The organism is Streptomyces sp. NPDC045899 (genome assembly GCF_056431485.1).
Genome location: NZ_JBWKKP010000003.1, coordinates 130,121 through 152,438 on the forward strand (window position 1 = coordinate 130,121; position 22,318 = coordinate 152,438).

Consider the following 22,318-nt stretch of genomic DNA (forward strand, 5'->3'; position numbering starts at 1 on the left):
CATGAGCCCCGAACTCGCTGGGGTGCTCCAGCTGGCCGCGCTGATCGGCGCGCTCGCCCTGGTGTACCGACCGCTCGGCGACCACATGGCCGCCGTCTACAGCTCCGAAAAGCATCTGCGCCCCGAGAAGTGGATCTACCGCTGCATAGGCGCCGACCCTTCCAGCCAGATGCGCTGGCCCGCCTATCTGCGTGGGGTCCTCGCGTTCTCCCTGGTGGGCGTGGTGTTCCTGTATCTGCTGCAGCGCCTCCAGGGCAGCCTGCCGCTCTCGCTCGGGTTCACCGCGATCAGTCCCGACCAGGCGTTCAACACCGCCGCGTCCTTCGTCGCCAACACCAACTGGCAGTCGTACGCGGGCGAGCAGTCCATGGGGCACGCCGTCCAGACGGCCGGGCTCGCGGTGCAGAACTTCGTCTCCGCCGCCGTCGGCATGGCCGTGGCCATCGCACTGGTGCGGGGCTTCGCCCGCTCCCGCACCGGTGAACTCGGCAACTTCTGGGCCGACCTGGTACGCGGCACCGTCCGTATCCTGCTCCCGCTGTCGGTGGTGGGCGCGCTGGTGCTGGTCGCCTGCGGCGCGATCCAGAACTTCGCGGGCATCCACGAGGTCGGACAGCTCACCGGCGGCAGCCGGCAGATGAACGGCGGTGCCGTGGCCTCGCAGGAGGTCATCAAGGAGCTGGGCACCAACGGCGGTGGCTACTTCAACGCCAACTCCGCCCACCCGTTCGAGAACCCGAGCGGTTTCACCAACCTCTTCGAGATCTTCCTGATCCTGGTCATCCCCTTCGCGCTGACCCGTACCTTCGGCAGGCTGGTGGGCAGCCTCCGGCAGGGCTACGCGATCCTCGCCGCCATGGGCGTGATCTGGCTCGGCTTCACGGCGCTGATGCTGTGGACCGAGTTCCACCACGGCGGCGCGGCGCTCCAGGAGGCGGGCGGCGCGATGGAGGGCAAGGAGCAGCGGTTCGGCGTCGGCGCCTCCGCGATCTTCGCCACCAGCACCACCCTGACCTCGACCGGCGCCGTGGACTCCTTCCACTCCTCCTTCACCGGCTTCGGCGGCGGGCTCACCCTGCTGGGCATGATGCTCGGTGAGATCGCACCCGGCGGTGTGGGCTCGGGCCTCTATGGCATGCTGATCATGGCGATCATCGCGGTCTTCATCGCGGGCCTGATGGTCGGCCGCACCCCCGAGTACCTCGGGAAGAAGATCGGCTCCCGCGAGATCAAGCTCGCGGCCTGCTACATCCTGATCACTCCGACGCTGGTGCTCGGCTTCACCGCCGTGTCGATGGTGCTGGCCACCCCGCCGGACTCGATCCTCAACACCGCCGGGGACTCGGTGCACCGCAGCGGCGCCCACGGCTTCTCCGAGGTGCTCTACGCCTTCACCTCCGGCGCCAACAACAACGGCTCCGCCTTCGCCGGACTCAACGCGAACACCCAGTGGTACAACACCACGATCGGCCTGGCCATGCTGCTCGGCCGCTTCCTCCCCATGGTGTTCGTCCTGGCGCTGGCCGGCTCGCTGGCCGAGCAGAAGCCCGTCCCCGAGACCGCGGGGACCCTGCGCACCGAGAAGCCGCTCTTCGCGGGGCTGCTGGTCGGCGCGATCCTCATCATCACCGGTCTGACCTACTTTCCGGCCCTGGCCCTTGGCCCGATGGCGGAGGGACTCTCATGAGCACAGCCACCACTCCCGTACGCACCGCACCCGAGGGCGGGCACCCCCACGGTCCCGAGGGCTCAGGCGGCCGGGTCCCGGGCGGTCTGTTCGACCCCCGGCAGCTGGTGAAGTCGATGCCGGACGCCTTCCGCAAGCTGGACCCGCGGATCATGGCGAAGTCCCCGGTCATGTTCGTGGTCGAGATCGGCTCCGTGCTCACCACCGTGCTCGCTGTCCTCGACCCCGGCGACTGGTTCGGCTGGGCCATCACCGCCTGGCTGTGGCTGACCGTGGTCTTCGCCAATCTGGCCGAGGCCGTGGCCGAGGGGCGTGGCAAGGCGCAGGCCGACACCCTGCGCAAGGCCAAGACCGACACCGTGGCGCGCCGGCTGGCCGGCTCCACCGAGGAGCGGGTGCCCGGCACCGAGCTGCGCATCGGCGATCTGGTGGTCTGCGAGGCGGGCGACATCATCCCGGGCGACGGCGATGTCGTCGAGGGCGTGGCCTCCGTGGACGAATCCGCCATCACCGGTGAATCGGCCCCGGTCATCCGGGAGTCCGGCGGCGACCGGTCCGCGGTCACCGGCGGCACCAAGGTGCTGTCCGACCGCATCGTCATCAAGATCACCACCAGGCCGGGCGAGACCTTCATCGACCGGATGATCAACCTCGTCGAGGGCGCCGCCCGGCAGAAGACCCCGAACGAGATCGCGCTGAACATCCTGCTCGCCTCGCTCACCATCGTCTTCCTGCTGGCGGTGGTGACCCTCCAGCCGTTCGCGATCCACGCGGGTGCCGAGCAGACGATGATCGTGCTCACCGCGCTGCTGGTCTGCCTCATCCCGACCACCATCGGGGCACTGCTCTCGGCCATCGGCATCGCGGGCATGGACCGGCTGGTCCAGCGCAATGTGCTGGCCATGTCCGGCCGCGCGGTCGAGGCGGCGGGCGATGTGTCCACCCTGCTGCTGGACAAGACCGGCACCATCACCCTCGGCAACCGGCAGGCGGCGGAGTTCGTCCCGGTGACGGGTGTGTCCGAGGCGGAGCTCGCCGACGCCGCCCAGCTGTCCTCGCTGGCCGACGAGACCCCCGAGGGCCGCTCGATCGTCGTCCTCGCCAAGGAGCGCTACGGGCTCCGGGCCCGGGACGAGGGCGAGCTGAGCCACGCCGAGTTCGTACCCTTCACCGCCCAGACCCGGATGTCCGGCGTCGACGTGGACGGCGTCACGGTGCGCAAGGGCGCCGCGGGCTCCATCGTCGCCTGGGTCGGCCGGCGCGGCGGGAAGGTCTCCTCCGACGCGCAGGAGAAGGTCGACGCGATATCGGCGGCCGGCGGCACCCCGCTGCTGGTCGCGGTCGAGGACGCCGACGGACCGCGGGTGCTCGGTGTGATCCACCTCAAGGACGTGGTCAAGGAGGGCATGCGGGAGCGGTTCGACGAACTGCGCCGGATGGGCATCAAGACCGTGATGATCACCGGGGACAACCCGCTGACCGCGAAGGCCATCGCCGACGAGGCGGGGGTGGACGACTTCCTGGCGGAGGCCACACCCGAGGACAAGATGGCGCTCATCAAGCGGGAGCAGGCGGGCGGCAAGCTGGTCGCGATGACCGGTGACGGCACCAACGACGCCCCCGCGCTGGCCCAGGCCGATGTCGGCGTCGCCATGAACACCGGTACCTCGGCGGCCAAGGAGGCCGGGAACATGGTGGACCTGGACTCCAACCCGACCAAGCTGATCGAGATCGTGGAGATCGGCAAACAACTGCTCATCACCCGGGGCGCGCTGACCACCTTCTCGATCGCCAACGACGTCGCCAAGTACTTCGCGATCATCCCCGCGATGTTCGGCGCGGTGGCGGGCTACGAGGGCCTGGACACGCTCAACATCATGCGGCTGTCCTCGGCCGAGTCGGCCATCCTCTCGGCGGTGATCTTCAACGCGCTGATCATCGTGGCGCTGGTGCCGCTCGCCCTCAAGGGCGTGCGCTACCGCCCCATGAGCGCCGACCGGATGCTCCGCCGCAACCTCGGCCTCTACGGCCTCGGCGGCCTGATCGCCCCGTTCATCGGGATCAAACTCATCGACCTGCTCATCTCCCTCATCCCCGGGATCGGGTGACCACCACCATGACCTCCATGAACAACTCGGTCCGCGGTACGGCGCGGCTGATCGGCGCGGGGCTGCGCGCCCTGCTGGCCCTCACCGTCGTCTGCGGTGTGCTCTATCCCCTCGCGGTCACCGGGATCGCCCAGGCCGCCTTCCACGACCAGGCCAATGGCTCCGAGGTGCGGTCCGGCGGCCGGGTCGTCGGCTCCGGGATCATCGGCCAGCGCTTCGACCTCGACACCAAGGACGAGGACGGCAATCCGCTGCCGGATCCGCGCTACTTCCAGCCCCGGCCGTCCGCGGCGGGCACCAACGCCGTCAACACCCGGTACTCGATCGTCGTCTCCGGCGCGTCCAACCTCGCCGCGGACAGCGAAGTGTTCAAGCGGACCGTCATCGACCGGCGGCGGCAGGTGGCCGACTTCAACCACGTCTCCCCGGCCCGGGTGCCGGTGGACGCGCTCACCGCCTCCGCCTCCGGTCTCGACCCGGACATCTCCCCGGCCTACGCCGAGCTCCAGGTGAACCGGGTGGCCAAGGCCAACGGGCTGCCGCGCGAGAAGGTCGCCCGGCTGGTGGAGGACCACACCCGGGGCCGCCGGCTCGGCTTCATCGGCGAGCCGCGGGTCAACGTGCTGAAACTGAACATCGCGCTCACGCGGCTGAGCCGGACTTGAGAACTCGGACCAGCGGGGAAAATGGGGTCATGGGACGCGGCAAGCTACGGATCTACCTCGGCGCGGCCCCGGGAGTCGGCAAGACCTACGCCATGCTCTCCGAGGGGCACCGCCGGGTCGAGCGGGGCACCGACCTCGTGGTCGGTTTCGTCGAGCACCACGGCCGCCGCCGCACCGAGGTGATGCTGCACGGGCTGGAGGCGGTGCCCCGCCGGGAGCTGGAGTACCGGGGCGCCGTCTTCACCGAGATGGACGTGGACGCGGTGCTGGCCCGCCGCCCCGCCGTCGCCCTCGTCGACGAGCTCGCCCACACCAACGTCCCCGGCTCCCGGAACGCCAAGCGCTGGCAGGACGTCGAGGAGCTGCTGCGGGCGGGCATCGACGTCGTCTCCACCGTCAACATCCAGCACCTGGAGTCGCTGGGCGACGTGGTGGAGTCGATAACGGGCGTCCGGCAGCGGGAGACCGTGCCCGACGAGGTGGTGCGCCGCGCCGACCAGATCGAACTGGTCGACATGTCGCCCCAGGCCCTGCGCCGCCGGATGGCGCACGGCAACATCTACGCCTCCGACAAGGTCGACGCGGCGCTGTCCAACTACTTCCGGCCCGGGAACCTGACCGCGCTGCGCGAACTGGCCCTGCTGTGGACCGCCGACCGGGTCGACGAGTACCTCCAGCAGTACCGCTCCGATCACAGCATCCGCACCACCTGGCAGGCGCGCGAGCGCATCGTCGTCGGCCTCACCGGCGGCCCCGAGGGCCGCACGCTGATCCGCCGGGCCGCCCGGATGGCGGCCAAGGGCTCCGGCAGCGAGATCCTCGCCGTCTACATCGCCCGCAGCGACGGGCTGACCTCTGCCTCCCCCAAGGAGCTGGCGGTCCAGCGCACCCTGGTCGAGGACCTGGGCGGCACCTTCCACCACGTCATCGGGGAGGACATCCCCGGGGCGCTGCTGGAGTTCGCCCGCGGGGTCAACGCCACCCAGATCGTGCTCGGCTCCAGCCGCCGCAAGGCGTGGCAGTACGTCTTCGGACCCGGGGTGGGCGCCACCGTCGCCCGCGACTCCGGTCCGGACCTCGACGTCCACATCGTCACGCACGGCGAGGTCGCCAAGGGCCGCGGACTGCCGGTGGCCCGCGGCGCCCGGCTCGGCCGCTCCCGGCTGATCGCGGGCTGGGCGGTGGGCGTGGGCGGACCGGCGCTGCTCACCCTGCTGCTGACCACCAGCGGAGCCACCCTCGCCTCCGACGCCGGACCCGGCTTCGCCAACGAGGTGCTGCTCTTCCTGTTCCTGAACGTGCTGGCCGCGCTGCTGGGCGGGATGCTGCCCGCCCTCGCCTCGGCGGCCGTGGGATCGCTGCTGCTGAACTACTACTTCACCCCGCCCACCCACACCCTCACCATCGCCGACCCCGAGAACATCGTCGCCATAACGATCTTCGTGGCGGTGGCCGTCAGCGTCGCCTCGGTCGTCGACCTGGCCGCGCGCCGCACCCATCAGGCCGCTCGGCTGCGCGCCGAGTCCGAGGTGCTGTCCTTCCTCGCGGGCAGTGTGCTGCGCGGTGAGACCAGCCTGGAAGCGCTGCTGGAGCGGGTCCGCGAGACCTTCGGCATGGACACCGTGGCGCTGCTGGAGCGGGAGAGCGATGTCGCCCCCTGGACCTGCGCGGGCAGTGTGGGCGACAGCGGCGGGGGAGCCGCACCGCCCGGGCGGCCCGAGGACGCGGACGTGGACATGCCGGTCGGCGACCATATGGCGCTCGCGCTCTCCGGCCGGGTGCTGCCCGCCGAGGACCGCCGGGTGCTCGCCGCCTTCGCCGCCCAGGCCGCGGTGGTCCTGGACCGGCAGCGGCTGACCCTCGAGGCCGAACGGGCCACCGAGCTGGCCGAGGGCAACCGCATACGGACCGCGCTGCTGGCCGCGGTCAGCCACGATCTGCGCACCCCGCTCGCGGCCATCAAGGCCGCCGTGAGCTCCCTGCGCTCCGATGACGTCGCCTGGTCCCAGGAGGACGAGGCCGAGCTGCTGGAGGGCATCGAGGACGGCGCCGACCGGCTGGACCACCTGGTGGGGAACCTGCTGGACATGTCCCGGCTGCAGACCGGCACCGTGACCCCGCTCATCCGCGAGATCGACCTCGACGAGGTGGTGCCGATGGCGCTCGGCGGCGTCCCGGAGGCCAGCGTCACCCTCGACATCCCCGAGGAGCTGCCCATGGTCGCCGTCGACCCCGGACTGCTGGAGCGCGCCGTCGCCAACATCGTGGAGAACGCCGTGAAGTACAGCCCGCCGGACTCCTCCGTGCTGGTATCGGCCAGCGCCCTCGGCGAACGGGTCGAGCTGCGGGTCGCCGACCGCGGCCCCGGAGTGCCCGACACCGCCAAGGACCGGATCTTCGAGCCCTTCCAGCGGTACGGTGACGCCCCGCGCGGCGCCGGGGTCGGCCTCGGGCTGGCCGTGGCCCGTGGCTTCGCCGAGGCGATGGGCGGCCGGCTGGCCGCCGAGGACACCCCGGGAGGCGGGATGACCATGGTGCTCACCCTGCGGGCCGCCCCCGGCCGCCCGCTGGTCCGCCCCGACCTCCCGGCACGGGCCGTGTCCTGACCGGCCCCGGAGCCGTGGCGGGGGCGGCCCGGGCGGAGGGGACGACAACACAGCGATGGAAGGCAGACCAGATGAACCGGGTGCTCGTGGTGGACGACGAGCCGCAGATCGTACGCGCCCTCGTGATCAACCTGAAGGCGCGCAAGTACGAGGTGGACGCCGCGTCGGACGGCGCGACCGCCCTGCGGCTGGCCGCCACCCGCCACCCCGACGTGGTCGTGCTCGACCTCGGACTGCCCGATATGGACGGTGTGGAGGTGATCAAGGGGCTGCGCGGCTGGACCCGGGTGCCGATCCTGGTGCTCTCCGCGCGCCAGACCTCCGACGAGAAGGTCGAGGCCCTGGACGCCGGCGCCGACGACTACGTCACCAAGCCCTTCGGCATGGACGAGCTGCTCGCCCGGCTGCGCGCCGCCGTCCGCCGGGCCGAGCCCACCGTGCAGTCGGAGGATCCGGTGACCGTCGAGACCCAGGCGTTCTCGGTCGACCTGGCGGCCAAGAAGGCCCACCGCGACGGCCGTGACGTGCGGCTGACGCCCACCGAATGGCACCTGCTGGAGGTGCTGGTGCGCAATCCCGGCCGGCTGGTCAGCCAGAAGCAGTTGCTCCAGGAGGTCTGGGGCCCCTCCTACGGCACCGAGACCAACTACCTGCGCGTCTACATGGCCCAGCTCCGCCGCAAGCTGGAAGTGGACCCCTCGCACCCGCGGCACTTCATCACGGAGCCGGGCATGGGCTACCGGTTCGAGCGGTGATCAGCGGACCGGGGTGCGCGGCCGGGGGTCCGGGGGTTGCCCCCGGGGGATGGGGTATCACGGAGCTGGGGATGGGCTACCGGTTCGAGCGGTGACGGCGTCGCGGTGTGGCCTCACCGGTACGCTGGCCGTATGAGTTCCGCACGCCAGCCCTCCGAGAAGGGTGACAAGCCGGTCGGCCGCTTCCGGCGGATGCTCGACCGGCTGTCGACTTCCCAGGAGGAGCTTCTATCCGCCGAGCTCCAGCAGGACGCGGAGGACGCGGGCTGTACCAAGATCGGTGACTGCGGTGACCGGCAGATCGTGAAGGTGACGGGTACGCTGCGCACGGTCACACTGCGGCCGAGGGCCGGAGTGCCCGCGCTGGAGGCGGAGCTCTTCGACGGCACCGCCGCGTTGGACGTGGTGTGGCTGGGCCGTCGCTCCATCATCGGTATAGAACCGGGCCGCAGGCTGATCGCCTCCGGCCGGATCTCCATGAGTCACGGGCGCCGGGTGCTGTTCAATCCGAAGTACGAACTCCGACCGCTCGGACAGGAGTAGCCGGTGACGTCAGACGACAAGCCGACCCCGACCGAAGACCACGAGGACGCCGCGCGGAGCAGGGCGGCGGCCGACACCGCGCTCCTGGAGGCGTTCGGCGGTGTACGGGGCATGGTGGACACCACCGTCCCCGGCCTGGTCTTCGTCCTGCTCTACACGATCAAGCGGGACATCCACCTCGCCGCCATCGCCGCGCTCGGGCTGACCGTGCTGCTGGCGCTGGCCCGGCTGGCGCGCAAGGAGACCCTGAAGCACGCCTTCAGCGGGGTCTTCGGGGTCGCGTTCGGCGCGATCTTCGCCATGATGTCCGGCGACGCCAAGAACTTCTATCTGCCGGGCATGCTCTACACGCTCGGCCTGGCGGTCGCCTACGTTCTGTCGGCGATCTTCCGCTATCCGCTGATCGGTGTGCTGCTCGGGCCGATGCTCAAGGAGAACCTCTCCTGGCGCACCCGCAATCCGGGCCGGTTCCGCGCGTACACCAAGGCCACCTGGGCATGGGGGCTGATCCTGCTGGCCAAGTCGGCGATCCTGTTCCCGCTCTACTGGTGGGGCGACGCCACCCAGCTGGGCTGGGTCAAGGTCGCGCTGGGCATTCCGCCGTTCCTGCTGTGCGTCTATCTGACCTGGATCTTCCTGGCCAAGGCCCCGCCGCCGATCGACGTCATCGCGGAGATGGAGGCCGAGGAGAAGGCCGAGCGGGAGCGTGAGCGCGCCACGGCAGAGCGCGGCCCGGTCGCCGAGCCGCCCCGCTTCCCCTGACGCGGCCCGCCCGCGCCGACGGCGTGAGCGACGACCGACAGCGCACCCACGACCGACGAGGGCCCCGGCAACCGCAAAGGTTCCCGGGGCCCTCGCCCGTGTCACGACCTGGGGATCAGCTCCCGGCGGACGGCTCCCGGCGGACCGACAGCAGGTCCTCCAGCTGCTCCTCGCGCGCCTGCGCCGCGACGAACAGCAGCTCGTCGCCCGCCTCCAGGACATCGTCCTTGTTCGGGGTCAGTACCCGGGTGCCGCGGATGATGGTGACCAGGCTGGTGTCCTCCGGCCACTCCACATCGCCGACCCGGGTCCCGGCCAGGGCCGCCTCCGGCGGCAGCGTCAGCTCGACCAGGTTGGCGTCGCCGTGGCTGAAGCGCAGCAGCCGGACCAGGTCGCCGACGCTCACCGCCTCCTCGACCAGCGCCGACATCAGCCGCGGCGTGGAGACGGCGACATCCACGCCCCACGCCTCGTTGAACAGCCACTCGTTCTTGGGGTTGTTGACCCGGGCGACCACCCGGGGCACCCCGTACTCGGTCTTGGCGAGCAGGGAGACGACCAGATTGACCTTGTCGTCACCGGTGGCCGCGATGACCACGTTGCAGCGCTGCAGCGCGGCCTCGTCCAGCGAGGTGATCTCACAGGCGTCCGCGAGCAGCCACTCGGCCTGCGGCACCCGCTCCACCGAGATGGCGGTGGGCGCCTTGTCGATGAGGAGCACCTCGTGGCCGTTCTCCAGCAGTTCGCCCGCGATGGAACGCCCCACGGCGCCCGCTCCGGCAATGGCGACCCTCATCGGTTGTTCCCCTCCTCGGGCCCCTCGTCGAAGGCCGCCTCGACCTTCTCGACCTCGTCGGTGCGCATCATCACATGGACGAGGTCGCCCTCCTGCAACACCGTCTGGGAGGTGGGCAGGATGGCCTCGCCGAGCCGGGTCAGGAACGCGACCCGTACCCCGGTCTCCTCCTGGAGCTTGCTGACCTTGTGCCCGACCCACGCGGGGGAGGTGTGCACCTCGGCCAGCTGCACCCCGCCGCTGGGGTCGCGCCACAGCGGCTCGGCGCCGGACGGCAGCAGCCGCCGCAGCATCTGGTCGGCGGTCCACCGGACGGTGGCCACGGTGGGGATGCCCAGGCGCTGGTAGACCTCGGCGCGCCGGGGGTCGTAGATCCGGGCCGCCACGTTCTCCACGCCGAACATCTCGCGCGCCACCCGGGCGGCGATGATGTTGGAGTTGTCGCCGCTGCTGACCGCGGCGAAGGCTCCGGCCTCCTCGATCCCCGCCTCACGCAGGGTGTCCTGGTCGAAGCCGACACCGGTCACCCGGCGCCCGCCGAAGCCCGCGCCGAGCCGGCGGAAGGCGGTGGGGTCCTGGTCGACGACCGCGACCGTGTGGCCCTGCTGCTCCAGGGTCTGGGCGAGCGCGGAGCCCACCCGGCCACAGCCCATGATCACGATATGCATGCGTCTTACCCCGCACTCCTGATGACCGTGCTGACCTGCACAAACACCCTGCTCACATCTTCCTTCCAGGACCTACGGGGCAACGGCGGGGACACGGCCCCCGCCGCTGGTGCTCCAGCGGGGACGGACTGGTGTCGCCGCGGCGCTAGTCCCCACCGTATCCGTACCGATGGGAAAGTTCCCCGGGGCGGTGGAGAGGGCGTCGGGCCCGGGTGGAATACTGATCATTTCCGATAGAGGCGATCTCGTGGAAATGGGTGAACGATCACATCGGTCCCCGTACCGAGAAGCCGCCCGGGGTTTTTCCCGAGTCGCATTCGCCTCATCTTCGCCCCGCATCCAGGACCTTCACTGAACCGTCACGGCAATTGGCAATAGAGTCCGCTGCGTTCGAACTGTGTTCCGTGCGTCGGACACTCGGTCATCCCGTGACTAAGATGATCGCCGTATTCCGTTTCCGGACGGGACATCAGGGCTCTGAATCGTTCCTTCCGCGCCCGCGTTCCCAGCACGAGGTTCCTGATGACTGATCACATATCGGAGGCGGTGAGCTGGTGCCTGGCCGTCGTCGCCCTCGTCGTTCTGGTGCTCCTGACGCGCCAGCGGCGGATCACCGCGGGCGTGCGCAGGCGCAACGCCGCGCTGGAGGAGAGCCTGCGGGCGCGGGACGAGGAGGTGCGCCATCTCGTCGACATCCGGATCCCGGCCGTCGCGGACGGGGTCAACCTGCCCACCCCGCTGCCGGGGCTGAAGGACGAGAAGCTGGCGGGCACCACCTTCGCGCAGAGCCTGCACGCCGTCATGGAGCAGTTCACCCGGGCGGTGGACAAGGCGCAGTCACGGGCCGACGCCTCGGCCAAGTCCGCGCTCAAGGCGTCGATGCGCGCCCTCCAGGGGCTCGCCCATGAGCAGCAGGTGTCCATCTCGCAGATGCAGGACCGGCACGACAACCCCGATGTGCTGCGGGACCTGCTGGAGATCGACCACGCCAACTCCCAGTTCGGCCGCCGCGCCCAGGCCATCGCCGTGCTCTGCGGTTCCTGGCCCGGACGCCAGCGGCTGGCCTCCTCGCTGACCGATGTCGTCCGCGGCTCCAAGTCACGCATCCGCGACTACCAGCGGGTGCAGGTGCACAGCCTGATCGACGTCGCCGTGGTGAGCCGGGCGGTGGAACCGGTGGTGCTCGCGGTCGCCGAACTGCTGGACAACGCCGCCCGCCACTCCCAGCCCAACACCAGCGTCGAGGTCAGCCTGCAGCCCGTGCACAACGGCGCCTGCATCGTGGTCGACGACGCGGGTGTCGGTATGGACGGTCTGGAGGTGCAGCGGGCCGCCACCCTGCTGTCCGGACAGCGCGCCGTGGACGTCTCCCGGCTCGGCGACCCGCCGCAGTTCGGCTTCGCCGTCGTCGGGCTGCTCGCGGCCCGCTACGGCTTCAGCGTCTCGGTGGACACCCGCTCGCCCTACGGCGGTGTGCGCGCCGTGCTGTTCCTTCCCTCGGCACTGCTCACCCATGTGGACGCCGGAGCTCCGAGCACCGCCGCGGCGCCGGAGGAGCGGAGCGCCCCGCCGCGCACGCTCCCCTCGCGCCGCCGCGCCGAACCCCAGGCTCCCGCAGCGGCCACCGCCGGGATCCCGGCGCAGGCCCGGGCCGTCGAGCCCGCCGCCACCCCTGCCCCCAGTCCCACCCCCGAACCCGCGCCCGCGGCGGCCCCACCCGCCGTGGACGACGAGGCCGCGCGCAGCTTCGGCGTGACGGTCGGCGGACTGCCCAAGCGCCGCCGCCGTCAGGCCACCGCCGCGCCCGGACCCCGGCCGGTCACCCAGACGGAGCCGGACACCGGCTCGCACCGGGTCCGCTCGGCCGAGGAAACCGCCCAGCGGATGGGCGCCTTCGCCCGGGGCACCCGCTCCGGCCGGGCGGCCCATCCGGACACCCCACAGGAAAGCGCACCCCGCCCCCAGGACGCCGCCCCCCACAGTGAAGAAGGGAATCGCCAGGCATGAACGACCACTTGAACAACGAGCTGGGCTGGATGCTCGACGAGGTCGTCAAGATGCCGGAGGCGCGGCACGCCATCCTGCTGTCCGCGGACGGGATGCTGCGGGCGCACTCCGCGGGCATCCCCCGCGACGAGGCGGAGCGTCAGGCAGCCGCGCTCTCCGGACTCCAGTCCATCAGCCGCAGCACCTCCGAGTTCTGCGATCCGCACGAGACCCCGTGGCAGCAGACCCTGGTGGAGTTCGTCGGGGGCTATGTCTTCCTGACCGCCGCCGGGCCGGGCGCCTACCTCGCGGTCTCCGCCACCGAGGCGGTGGACATGGAGGCGGTCAGCTACCGGATGCAGAAGCTGGTCGACCGGCTGGGCAAGGAACTCACCAGTCCGCCGCGGCAGGACCTCGGGCGACAGGGCTTCGGCAGCCCGGCATGAGCCCCGGCCGGCGCGAACGAGGACTGGTACGCCCGTATGTCGTGACCGACGGCCGTGCCTACCCGACCCGCAACACTTTCGACCTGGTGACCCTGGTCATGGCCCACCCCGACCGTCCGTTCGCCGGGCTCAGCCCGGAGAAGCGGCGGGTGATGGAGCTCTGCCTCGGCGGCGCGCTGTCCGTCGCCGAGGTCGCCGGCTATCTGGAACTGCCGGTGAGCGTCACCAAGGTCCTTCTCGGTGATCTCGTGGACAGCGGCCACATCACCACCCGGTCCCCGATTCCCCCCGCCGAACTCCCCGAGACGCAGCTGCTGCAGGAGGTGCTCGATGGACTCCGCGCTCGTCTCTGAGCGGGCGGTCTACCTGCCCGGTACCGTGCGGACGGCCGTCAAGCTGCTGGTGGTGGGTCATTTCGCGGTCGGCAAGACCACGTTCGTGGGCTCGCTGTCGGAAATCCGCCCGCTGCGCACCGAGGAGACGATGACGCAGGCCGGGGCGCTGGTCGACGATCTCGCCGGTTCCGAGCGGAAGACCACCACCACGGTGGCCATGGACTTCGGCCGGCTCACCCTCAGCGACTCCCTGGTGCTGTACCTGTTCGGCACCCCCGGTCAGCTCCGGTTCACCCGGCTGTGGAAGGACATGACCCAGGGCGCGATGGGCGCGCTCGTCCTCGCGGACACCCGGCGGCTGGAGCAGTCCTTCCCGGTGATGTCCGTCCTGGAGGAGCAGGGCCTGCCGTACGCGGTGGCCGTCAACCGCTTCGAGGGCGCCCCGGTCTTCGCCGAGGAGGAGATCAGGGAGGCCCTCGACCTGCTCCCGGAAACCCCCCTGGTGGTCTGTGACGCGCGCAACCGGATCTCCTCGACCCGCGCCCTGATCTCCCTCGTCCAGTACCTCCAGTCCCTCCACACCCGTACCCCGCAGGAGAACGTGTGACCTACCGCAAGGACGCCGGGGCCGACCCGGGAGCCGTACCGCCGCCGGGGTGCCCCGCGCACACCGGCGGACCGGCCCACGGAGGTCCCGCCGGTGTGCGCGGCGCGGCCGTGCCGCTGTACGGAGCCGACTTCGCCGCCGATCCGCACGCCTTCTACGCGCGGCTGCGGGCCATGGGCCCGATCGCCCCGGTCGAGCTCTCCCCCGGCGTCGGGGCGTATCTGGTCACCAGCTACACGCTGGCCCTGGAGGTCCAGCGCGACACCGAGCGGTTCGCCAAGGACCCGCGCAACTGGCGGGCCCTGAACGAGGGCGAGGTGCCCCAGGACTGCCCGGTGCTCCCGATGCTGATGTACCGGCCCAACGCCCTGTTCACCGACGGCGAGGAGCACGCCCGGTTCCGGGGCGCGATCAACGACAGCCTCGGCCGGGTGGATGTGCACGCGCTCAGCGAGTTCGTGGAGCGCAGCGCGGACATGCTCATCGACGCCTTCGCCGGGAGGGGCGAGGCCGATCTGCTGAGCGAGTACGCCGCGATCATCCCGCTGCTGGTGTTCAACCAGCTCTTCGGTTCCCCGCCGGAGAAGGGGCGGGAACTGGTCCGGACGGTCACCGCGCTGTTCGACGTCGGCCCCGAGTCGGCGCGGGCCAACGACCAGATGCTCGGCTACATGGCCGATCTGGTGGCCGTCAAGCGCCGTGAGCCGGGCCCGGACGTCACCTCGTGGATGATCGCCCATCCGTCCCGGCTGACCGACGAGGAGCTCATCGAACAGATGGGGCTGCTGCTGGCGGCCGGTACCGAACCCCAGCTGAACCTGATCGCCAACGCGCTGCGGCTGCTGCTCTCCGACGACCGGTTCGCCGGGGAGCTCTCCGGCGGCAGCCTCCCGGTCCAGGACGCCCTGGACGAGGTGCTGTGGTCCGACCCGCCGATGGCGAACTTCGGCACCCGGTTCGTCCGCTACGACGTGGAGGTCGGCGGGGTACGGCTGCGCAAGGGCGACGCCGTCCTCACCAGCTACGCCGCGGCCAACACCGACCCCCAGCTGACTTCCGGCGGCCGGCTGGGCAACCGCGCCCACCTGGCCTGGAGCGTGGGCTCCCACCGGTGCCCCGCCGAGAGCCCGTCCCGGGTGATCGCCTCGGTGGCGATCGAGAAGCTCCTGGACCGGCTGCCGGATCTGGAGCTGGCCGTTCCGCCCGAGCGGCTGGCCTGGCGTACCGGGCCCTTCCACCGGGCCCTGGTGGCGCTGCCGGTGCGGTTCCCGGTGGTGGCGGGCGCGGGGCCGGTGCCCGCGCCGATGCCGACCGGCGCCCCCGCACCGGCGTCCGCGCCCGCCGCGCCGCCGTCCGCCCCGCTCGATGGGACCGGGCGCCCGGAGCGGCCCGCGTCCGGCGCCAGTGGCCCGCGGCGGCTGTGGGGCGCCCTGGGCCAGTGGTGGCGCGGCCAGTAGGCGACCGGCAGGCGGCCGGTGATCCGGCGGCGGTCCGCGGGACGGACGTGAGCTGTCCCACGGACCGGGACGCGAGCTGTCCGAGGGGCGGCACGTGAGGTGTGCGACATCCCGTGATCGGCGCCCGCACCGCGTCCGGTGTGCGGGGTGTGCGTCGGAGCGCCTCCGTGCGCGCCCGAAAGCGGTCGGAACCGCCTCATTCCGGCCGCCACTGCGGGCTTGCTGCGCCGTTGTCCCCGACGGGCGTACGCCCGCCGCGCGCCCCCGGGAACGGAGCGGGGGCAGGCGGCTGGGCGGGGGCCGTGCCTACCGCATACGATCCTCTGCGTGTCCAAACTGACCGACCTCCCGAAACGGATCCTGATCGGGCGGGCGCTGCGCAGCGACAAGCTGGGGGAGACCCTTCTCCCGAAGCGCATCGCGCTCCCCGTCTTCGCCTCCGACCCGCTGTCCTCCGTCGCGTACGCGCCGGGACAGGTGATGATCGTGCTGTCCGTGGCGGGGGCGTCGGCCTACAGCTACAGCCCGTGGATCACGATCGCGATCATCGTGCTGATGTTCACCGTGGTCGCCTCGTACCGCCAGAACGTGCACGCGTATCCCAGCGGAGGCGGTGACTACGAGGTCGCCACCACCAACCTCGGCCCCAAGGCGGGCCTCACCGTCGCCAGCGCCCTGCTGGTCGACTACGTGCTGACGGTGGCGGTGTCGATCTCCTCGGGAGTGGAGAACCTCGGCTCGGCCGTGCCCTTCTTCGTCGAGCACAAGACGCTGTGCGCGGTCGCGATCATCCTGCTGCTGACGCTGATGAACCTGCGCGGGGTAAGGGAGTCGGGCAAGCTCTTCGCGATCCCCACCTACGTCTTCGTGGGCGGCGTCTTCGCGATGATCATCTGGGGTGCCTACCGGGGGCTGGTCCTCGGTGACGACATGAAGGCGCCCACCGCCGGTTACGAGGTCCACGCCGAACACACCGGGCTGGCCGGGTTCGCGCTGGTCTTCCTGCTGCTTCGGGCCTTCTCCGACGGCTGTGCCGCGCTGACCGGCGTCGAGGCGATCAGCAACGGCGTCCCGGCCTTCCGCAAGCCCAAGAGCCGGAACGCGGCCTCGACGCTGGCGCTGATGGGCGGCCTGGCCGTCACCATGTTCGTGGGCATCATCACGCTGGCCATCGTCACCGACGTCAAGATGGCCGAGAACCCGGCCCGGGACCTGCTGGACAAGGGCGTGGCGCTCGGGTCCGACTACACCCAGAACCCGGTGATCTCCCAGGTCGCCGCCGCCGTCTTCGGGGACGGCTCGATCCTCTTCGTGGTGCTGGCCGCGGCCACCGCGCTGGTGCTGTTCCTGGCCGCCAACACCGCGTACAACGGCTTCCCGCTGCTGGGCTCGATCCTGGCCCAGGACCGCTACCTGCCCCGTCAGCTGCACACCCGCGGCGACCGGCTCGCCTTCTCCAACGGCATCGTGCTGCTCGCCGGGGCCGCCGCGGTCCTCGTCTACATCTACGGCGCCGACTCGACCCGGCTGATCCAGCTCTACATCGTCGGCGTCTTCGTCTCCTTCACCCTCAGCCAGACCGGCATGGTGCGGCACTGGAACCGGCACCTGGCCACCGAGCGCGACCCGGCGGCCCGCCGCCGGATGGTCCGCGCCCGCGCCATCAACACCTTCGGTGCCTTCTTCACCGGTCTGGTCCTGGTCGTGGTGCTGCTGACCAAGTTCACCCACGGCGCCTGGGTCGCGCTGCTGGGCATGGTCATCTTCTACGTCACCATGACGGCGATCCGCCGCCACTACGACGGGGTCTCCGAGGAGCTCGCCGCCGCCACCGAGCAGCTCGACGAGGAGGAGGTGCGCCCCTCCCGGGTGCACTCCATCGTCCTGGTCTCCAAGGTCCACAAGCCGACGCTGCGCGCCCTGGCCTATGCCAAGCTGATGCGCTCGCACCGGCTGGAGGCCGTGAGCATCAGCGTCGACCCCGTCGAGACCAAGGCCCTCCAGGCGGTGTGGCACGAACGCGGTATCGACGTCCCGCTGAAGATCCTCGACTCCCCGTACCGCGAGATCACCCGGCCGGTCATCGAATACGTCAAGGGGCTGCGCCGGGAGAGCCCGCGCGATGTGGTCTCCGTCTACATCCCCGAGTACGTGGTCGGCCACTGGTACGAGCACCTGCTGCACAACCAGAGCGCGCTGCGGCTCAAGGGGCGTCTGCTGTTCACCCCGGGCGTCATGGTCACCTCCGTGCCCTGGCAGCTGGACTCCTCCGAGCTCGCCCGCAAGCGGGCGCGCAAGCGGGCCGAGTGGAACGCCCCCGGCGCGGTGCGGCGCGGTCCGGTGACCCCGCCCAAGAGCGAACGGACCGGTGCCAAGTCGCAGACCCCGGGGCGCTAGCCACCGTCCGGCCCGGGCCCGGGCCGGACGGAACGAGGGAGGGGCGGCGGCACGTAGACTGGTGGGCTGTTGTCCCACCGCCGGGCCGTGTCCCGCGGCCGGGCGCCGTCCCACCACCCCCTCACCCCACAGGAGCCGAGCCCGCCATGCACCGTGAACCCGAGGCGTCGCTGGTCGGCGAGGAGTACGAGGTCGAGGTCGGCCCGGTGGCCCACGGCGGTCACTGCATCGCCCGCACCGAGGAGGGCCAGGTCCTCTTCGTCCGGCACGCCCTGCCCGGTGAGCGGGTCGTGGTCCGGGTCACCGAGGGCGAGACCGGCGCCCGCTTCCTGCGCGCCGACGCGGTGCGGGTCCTGGAGGCGTCCAAGGACCGTGTCGAGGCGCCCTGCCCGTTCTCCGGACCGGGCCGCTGCGGCGGCTGCGACTGGCAGCACGCGGCCCCCGGCGCCCAGCGCAGGCTGAAGGCCGAAGTGATCACCGAGCAGCTGCACCGCCTGGCCGGACTCACCCCCGAGCAGGCGGGCTGGGACGGCACCGTCGAGCCCGCGCCGGGCGACAAGGTGGCCCGCGGCGAAGTCCCCGCCTGGCGCACCCGGGTGCAGTACGCCGTGGACGAGCAGGGCCGGCCCGGTCTGCGCCGCCACCGCTCGCACGAGGTGGAGCCGGTGGACCACTGTCTGATCGCGGCCCCCGGCGTCACCGAACTCGGTATCGAGAAGCGCGAGTGGCCGCAGATCGAAACGGTGGAGGCCATCGCCGCCACCGGTTCCTCCGACCGCCAGGTCGTCCTCACCCCGCGGCCCGGCGGCAGGCTGCCGATCGTCGAACTCGACCGTCCCGTCTCCGTGCTGCGCGCCGCCGAGTCGCGCGGCCGGGACCGGGTCCGCCTGGTGCACCGCGTCCACGGCCGCCCCTTCGTCCGCGAGCGCGCCGCGGGCCGCACCTGGCGGGTCGGCGAGGGCGGCTTCTGGCAGGTCCACCCCCAGGCGGCGGATCTGCTGGTCGAGGCCGTGATGCAGGGCCTGATGCCGCGCAAGGGACACACCGCGCTCGATCTGTACTGCGGTGTCGGACTGTTCGCGGGCGCGCTGGCCGAGCGGGTCGGGGAGACCGGGGCGGTGCTCGGCATCGAGTCCTCCAAGCGCGCTGTCGAGGACGCCCGTCACAACCTCCAGGACTTCGACCGGGTCCGCATCGAGCACGGCAAGGTCGAGCAGGTGCTGCCCCGCACCGGTATCACCGAGGCCGATCTGATCGTCCTGGACCCGCCCCGCGCGGGCGCGGGCAAGGAGACCGCGACCCGCCTCGCGGGCATGGGCCCGCGCCGTATCGCCTACGTCGCCTGCGACCCGGCGGCCCTCGCCCGAGACCTGACGTACTTCGCCGCGGCGGGCTATGTCCCGCGCCGGATGCGGGCGTTCGACCTCTTCCCGGTGACGCACCACGTGGAGTGCGTGATGATCCTGGAGCCGGCCACAAAGGGTGTCTGACCTGCCGGTCAGGTGAGGTCGGCGCAGGCACCGTTGGGTGCTGAGCGGCGGGTGCCCGCCGCCTCTGGCGGGCCGGAGAAGAGGGAGCTGCGGCTGAAGGGCGCCGGTCGAGGTCCGAGGAAATGCGCGATGGATCGTGCGCTGAGCCTCCTCTCCGGTGATTGGGGCTCGGGCCCGGGTGGCGGCGGCACCGCATCGGTGCCGGTGGCATGGCGGGGCCGTGGGTCCGATGCCGGCTGTTCGCCGGCGGGGGTTGGAGTCTTGCTGGTGACCGCGCCGGATGCCCTTCCGGCAGGGCTATGACAGGCAAGTAGGGATCTGGAGAACTCACCGGCGGTGCGTTCGCAGAGCGGCATGCTCCTCGTCAACGACTACAACGGTCAACTTGCTCTGCAAGCGGCTGGCCTGATGAATTCCGCGGCCTCATTCTGGAGAGCGCCAGACAATGCGGGTCCGGCTTGACCAAGGCGACGCGGTACGGGTGGACGCACCGCGGTGACGCGCGGGGAACTGCGGCGGATCCTGCTCGACTCGCTGCCGGCCCGGCACCGTCCAGTGGAGGGCACAAGGCCGACAGGACCGCACCCTCGGCGAGGGATGTCACGAGGTGACGTTCGCCGGCGGCAGCACCGTCGTCACCAGCCTGCTGGCCGGCGCGGACGGCGCCCGGTCGCGGAACGGTTGCGCTCCGGCTGCATCAATATCTGTGCCCGCAGGCTGAGATTTCAACGGAACATGCAGAAAGATTCTCTGCCGCATAATTGAACTGGTATTTTCACCGCACACATGCCGCTGCGGTGTGCTACTGTCGATATCAGTTGCAGTTGTGGTTCCCGAAACTTCAAGTGCTCTCCGGTCGGCTTCTGCGCCACTGGGAAGCGCTTTTGTATTTCCGGTCCTTTTCCGGGCGGGGTGATCATCGCGGCGACATGGTGTCCGCGCTGTGCGGATCCCGATGCACTGCCCCAAAGGAGAAATGGCATGGCTGCTGGTACCGTGAAGTGGTTCAATGCGGAAAAGGGCTTCGGCTTCATCGAGCAGGATGGTGGCGGCGCTGACGTTTTCGCCCACTACTCGAACATTGCCGCCCAGGGCTTCCGTGAGCTACTGGAGGGCCAGAAGGTGACCTTCGACATCGCGCAGGGCCAGAAGGGCCCGGCGGCCGAGAACATCGTTCTCGCCTGACACTGGCGCGCACTTCGTAGCTGGGGCCCGCATCCTCCGGGGTGCGGGCCCCAGCTGCTCGCATTTCCGCAGTGGTTTCACCTGTGGACGACGACAAGGAATCCGTTGGCTCAGTGCACGGATTCTCCTTCAGGGCATCGCAGTGGACGCCCCGAATATTGCGTCCCACATTGCGCCACTCATTTCAGCGACTGCGCCCGCACGGATCTTCGTCGGCCAGATCCGCTTTCGCGTACCACCGGCCCTTCTTGCGATTCTCCGTGCTGCTCATTGCTGCGGGAATTCCTTGATATGTGCCGCATCGAGGAAGGTTCCGCATGAACCGCACACGCACGAACGACCGCTTCACCCGCACCCGTAACGGCAGTGCCGACACAGGAAGGGGCGGCAGCCGAATCGGCTCGTCGACCCCGCGCCGGTCCGGCGGGCCGAGCCGCTCCGGTGATTACGGCCGCCGACCCGCCACGCTCCGAGGGGAGTTCGCCCTCCCCAAGACGATCACCCCCGCGCTTCCCGCCGTGGAGGGCTTCGCCGATCTCGACATGCCCCGGGAGCTGCTGGCCGCGCTCGGTTCGCAAGGCGTGACCGTGCCGTTCCCGATCCAGGCCGCGACGCTGCCGAACTCCCTCGCCGGCCGTGACGTCCTCGGCCGTGGCCGCACCGGCTCCGGCAAGACCCTCGCCTTCGGGCTGGCGCTGCTGGCCCGTACGGCCGGGCGGCGCGCCGAGGCCAGGCAGCCGCTGGGGCTGATCCTCGTACCGACGCGTGAGCTGGCGCAGCAGGTCGCCGACGCGCTGGCCCCGTACGCCCGCTCCGTGAAGCTGCGGCTGGCGACGGTGGTGGGCGGGATGCCGATCGGCAGGCAGGCGAGCGCGCTGCGCGGTGGCGCCGAGGTCGTCGTCGCCACACCGGGACGTCTCAAGGACCTCATCGACCGCGGCGACTGCCGGCTGGACCAGGTCTCCATCACCGTCCTCGACGAGGCCGACCAGATGGCCGACATGGGCTTCATGCCGCAGGTCACCGCCCTGCTCGACCAGGTCCGTCCCGAGGGCCAGCGCATGCTGTTCTCCGCGACCCTCGATCGTACGTCGACCTGCTAGTGCGGCGCTACCTGAGCGATCCCGTCGTGCACTCCGTCGACCCGTCGGTCGGCGCGGTCACGACGATGGAGCACCACGTGCTGCATGTCCACGGCGCCGACAAGCACACGGCCACCACCGAGATCGCCGCACGCGACGGCCGCGTGATCATGTTCCTCGACACCAAGCACGCCGTCGACCGCCTCACCGAGCATCTCCTGAACACCGGGGTACGGGCCGCCGCCCTGCACGGCGGGAAGTCGCAGCCCCAGCGCACCCGTACGCTGACGCAGTTCAAGTCGGGGCACGTCAACGTGCTGGTCGCGACCAACGTCGCGGCGCGCGGCATTCACGTCGACAACCTCGACCTTGTCGTCAACGTCGACCCGCCGACCGACCACAAGGACTACCTCCACCGCGGCGGCAGGACCGCCCGTGCAGGAGAGTCCGGCAGCGTCGTCACCCTGGTCGCCCCGAACCAGCGCCGCGGCATGACCCGCCTCATGGCAGCGGTCGGCATCGTCCCGCAGACCACCCAGGTCCGCGTCGGCGAGGAGGCCCTGCACCGTATCACCGGCGCCCAGGCCCCCTCCGGTATCCCGGTCGTCATCACGGCGCCGGTGGTCGAACGTCCCAAGAGGCGCAGCGCCACTTCACGCGGCCGGCGCAGCTCCGCTTCGGCGGCCCGTCGCGCTTCCGTACGGCAGTCCACGGCCGGGGCGGCCGCATAGGCCCTTCGTTCT

17 protein-coding genes and 2 pseudogenes are annotated in these 22,318 nt (G+C 71.0%); 17 read left to right on the top strand and 2 right to left on the bottom strand.

Going from position 1 to position 22,318, the window contains the following annotated elements; all coding sequences use genetic code 11:
• The first annotated feature begins 1 nt into the window (after position 1).
• The 7 genes from kdpA (at position 2) to AC07FT_RS05340 (ending at position 9,126) form a co-directional block, all read left to right on the top strand.
• Complete coding sequence (gene kdpA, locus AC07FT_RS05310; RefSeq protein ID WP_479174121.1) at positions 2-1,687, top strand: potassium-transporting ATPase subunit KdpA; 1,686 nt, start codon at positions 2-4, stop codon at positions 1,685-1,687.
• Entirely contained in the window at positions 1,684-3,795 is a 2,112-nt protein-coding gene (kdpB, locus tag AC07FT_RS05315; protein WP_479174123.1) for a potassium-transporting ATPase subunit KdpB, read from the top strand. The genes kdpA and kdpB overlap by 4 nt, the downstream gene beginning before the upstream one ends.
• 8 nt (positions 3,796-3,803) lie before the next feature.
• Positions 3,804-4,460 (top strand): potassium-transporting ATPase subunit KdpC, encoded by a 657-nt coding sequence (kdpC, locus tag AC07FT_RS05320; protein WP_479174513.1) that lies wholly within the window; start codon positions 3,804-3,806, stop codon positions 4,458-4,460.
• Positions 4,461-4,489: 29 nt separating this feature from the next.
• Positions 4,490-7,066 carry an ATP-binding protein gene (locus AC07FT_RS05325; protein WP_479174125.1) on the top strand — a complete coding sequence of 859 codons (2,577 nt, stop codon included), beginning with the start codon at positions 4,490-4,492 and terminating at the stop codon, positions 7,064-7,066.
• A 71-nt stretch (positions 7,067-7,137) separates the two neighbouring features.
• Complete coding sequence (locus AC07FT_RS05330) at positions 7,138-7,821, top strand: response regulator (RefSeq protein ID WP_479174127.1); 684 nt, start codon at positions 7,138-7,140, stop codon at positions 7,819-7,821.
• Positions 7,822-7,953: 132 nt separating this feature from the next.
• Positions 7,954-8,364, top strand: a complete 411-nt coding sequence (locus AC07FT_RS05335; protein WP_432011778.1) for an OB-fold nucleic acid binding domain-containing protein — start codon at positions 7,954-7,956, stop codon at positions 8,362-8,364.
• A 3-nt stretch (positions 8,365-8,367) separates the two neighbouring features.
• On the top strand, positions 8,368-9,126 hold the full coding sequence (locus AC07FT_RS05340; RefSeq protein ID WP_479174128.1) for a DUF3159 domain-containing protein: 759 nt from the start codon (positions 8,368-8,370) through the stop codon (positions 9,124-9,126).
• Between the two features lie 115 nt (positions 9,127-9,241).
• On the opposite strand, the gene AC07FT_RS05345 is transcribed toward AC07FT_RS05340, so the two are convergent.
• Positions 9,242-9,922, bottom strand: a complete 681-nt coding sequence (locus AC07FT_RS05345; RefSeq protein WP_254737203.1) for a potassium channel family protein — start codon at positions 9,920-9,922, stop codon at positions 9,242-9,244.
• Entirely contained in the window at positions 9,919-10,590 is a 672-nt protein-coding gene (locus AC07FT_RS05350; protein WP_254737204.1) for a potassium channel family protein, read from the bottom strand. The genes AC07FT_RS05345 and AC07FT_RS05350 overlap by 4 nt, the downstream gene beginning before the upstream one ends.
• Positions 10,591-11,112: 522 nt before the next feature.
• Between AC07FT_RS05350 and AC07FT_RS05355 the strand changes: the two genes are divergently transcribed.
• From AC07FT_RS05355 to AC07FT_RS05400, 10 genes and pseudogenes are all read left to right on the top strand, one after another.
• The gene (locus AC07FT_RS05355; protein ID WP_479174130.1) at positions 11,113-12,597 is read left to right on the top strand and encodes an ATP-binding protein; all 1,485 of its coding nucleotides are present in this window, start codon (positions 11,113-11,115) and stop codon (positions 12,595-12,597) included.
• Positions 12,594-13,022 (top strand): roadblock/LC7 domain-containing protein, encoded by a 429-nt coding sequence (locus tag AC07FT_RS05360; protein WP_471192858.1) that lies wholly within the window; start codon positions 12,594-12,596, stop codon positions 13,020-13,022. Before AC07FT_RS05355 ends, AC07FT_RS05360 begins: the two co-directional genes overlap by 4 nt.
• Entirely contained in the window at positions 13,019-13,375 is a 357-nt protein-coding gene (locus tag AC07FT_RS05365; RefSeq protein ID WP_479174132.1) for a DUF742 domain-containing protein, read from the top strand. The genes AC07FT_RS05360 and AC07FT_RS05365 overlap by 4 nt, the downstream gene beginning before the upstream one ends.
• Complete coding sequence (locus tag AC07FT_RS05370) at positions 13,353-13,964, top strand: GTP-binding protein (protein ID WP_479174134.1); 612 nt, start codon at positions 13,353-13,355, stop codon at positions 13,962-13,964. The genes AC07FT_RS05365 and AC07FT_RS05370 overlap by 23 nt, the downstream gene beginning before the upstream one ends.
• Before the next feature lie 173 nt (positions 13,965-14,137).
• Positions 14,138-15,421, top strand: a complete 1,284-nt coding sequence (locus tag AC07FT_RS05375) for a cytochrome P450 (RefSeq protein WP_479174515.1) — start codon at positions 14,138-14,140, stop codon at positions 15,419-15,421.
• A gap of 327 nt (positions 15,422-15,748) precedes the next feature.
• Positions 15,749-17,818 (top strand): APC family permease, encoded by a 2,070-nt coding sequence (locus AC07FT_RS05380; RefSeq protein WP_471192862.1) that lies wholly within the window; start codon positions 15,749-15,751, stop codon positions 17,816-17,818.
• A 146-nt stretch (positions 17,819-17,964) separates the two neighbouring features.
• Complete coding sequence (locus tag AC07FT_RS05385; RefSeq protein ID WP_479174136.1) at positions 17,965-19,308, top strand: class I SAM-dependent RNA methyltransferase; 1,344 nt, start codon at positions 17,965-17,967, stop codon at positions 19,306-19,308.
• Between the two features lie 315 nt (positions 19,309-19,623).
• Positions 19,624-19,984, top strand: a pseudogene (locus AC07FT_RS05390) (FAD-dependent monooxygenase); the annotation flags it as partial.
• A gap of 305 nt (positions 19,985-20,289) precedes the next feature.
• Positions 20,290-20,493, top strand: coding sequence for a cold-shock protein (locus tag AC07FT_RS05395; RefSeq protein ID WP_479174138.1), 204 nt, complete (start codon positions 20,290-20,292; stop codon positions 20,491-20,493).
• 317 nt (positions 20,494-20,810) lie between these two features.
• Positions 20,811-22,306: pseudogene (locus AC07FT_RS05400) on the top strand (DEAD/DEAH box helicase).
• Positions 22,307-22,318: the final 12 nt, after the last annotated feature.

Coding starts and splice junctions, on each gene's coding strand:
- kdpA (WP_479174121.1), top strand. CDS start 2: ATGAGCCCCGAACTCGCTGGGGTGCTCCAGCTGGCCGCGCTGATCGGC.
- kdpB (WP_479174123.1), top strand. CDS start 1,684: ATGAGCACAGCCACCACTCCCGTACGCACCGCACCCGAGGGCGGGCAC.
- kdpC (WP_479174513.1), top strand. CDS start 3,804: ATGACCTCCATGAACAACTCGGTCCGCGGTACGGCGCGGCTGATCGGC.
- AC07FT_RS05325 (WP_479174125.1), top strand. CDS start 4,490: ATGGGACGCGGCAAGCTACGGATCTACCTCGGCGCGGCCCCGGGAGTC.
- AC07FT_RS05330 (WP_479174127.1), top strand. CDS start 7,138: ATGAACCGGGTGCTCGTGGTGGACGACGAGCCGCAGATCGTACGCGCC.
- AC07FT_RS05335 (WP_432011778.1), top strand. CDS start 7,954: ATGAGTTCCGCACGCCAGCCCTCCGAGAAGGGTGACAAGCCGGTCGGC.
- AC07FT_RS05345 (WP_254737203.1), bottom strand. CDS start 9,922: ATGAGGGTCGCCATTGCCGGAGCGGGCGCCGTGGGGCGTTCCATCGCG.
- AC07FT_RS05350 (WP_254737204.1), bottom strand. CDS start 10,590: ATGCATATCGTGATCATGGGCTGTGGCCGGGTGGGCTCCGCGCTCGCC.
- AC07FT_RS05355 (WP_479174130.1), top strand. CDS start 11,113: ATGACTGATCACATATCGGAGGCGGTGAGCTGGTGCCTGGCCGTCGTC.
- AC07FT_RS05360 (WP_471192858.1), top strand. CDS start 12,594: ATGAACGACCACTTGAACAACGAGCTGGGCTGGATGCTCGACGAGGTC.
- AC07FT_RS05365 (WP_479174132.1), top strand. CDS start 13,019: ATGAGCCCCGGCCGGCGCGAACGAGGACTGGTACGCCCGTATGTCGTG.
- AC07FT_RS05370 (WP_479174134.1), top strand. CDS start 13,353: ATGGACTCCGCGCTCGTCTCTGAGCGGGCGGTCTACCTGCCCGGTACC.
- AC07FT_RS05375 (WP_479174515.1), top strand. CDS start 14,138: ATGGGCCCGATCGCCCCGGTCGAGCTCTCCCCCGGCGTCGGGGCGTAT.
- AC07FT_RS05385 (WP_479174136.1), top strand. CDS start 17,965: ATGCACCGTGAACCCGAGGCGTCGCTGGTCGGCGAGGAGTACGAGGTC.
- AC07FT_RS05395 (WP_479174138.1), top strand. CDS start 20,290: ATGGCTGCTGGTACCGTGAAGTGGTTCAATGCGGAAAAGGGCTTCGGC.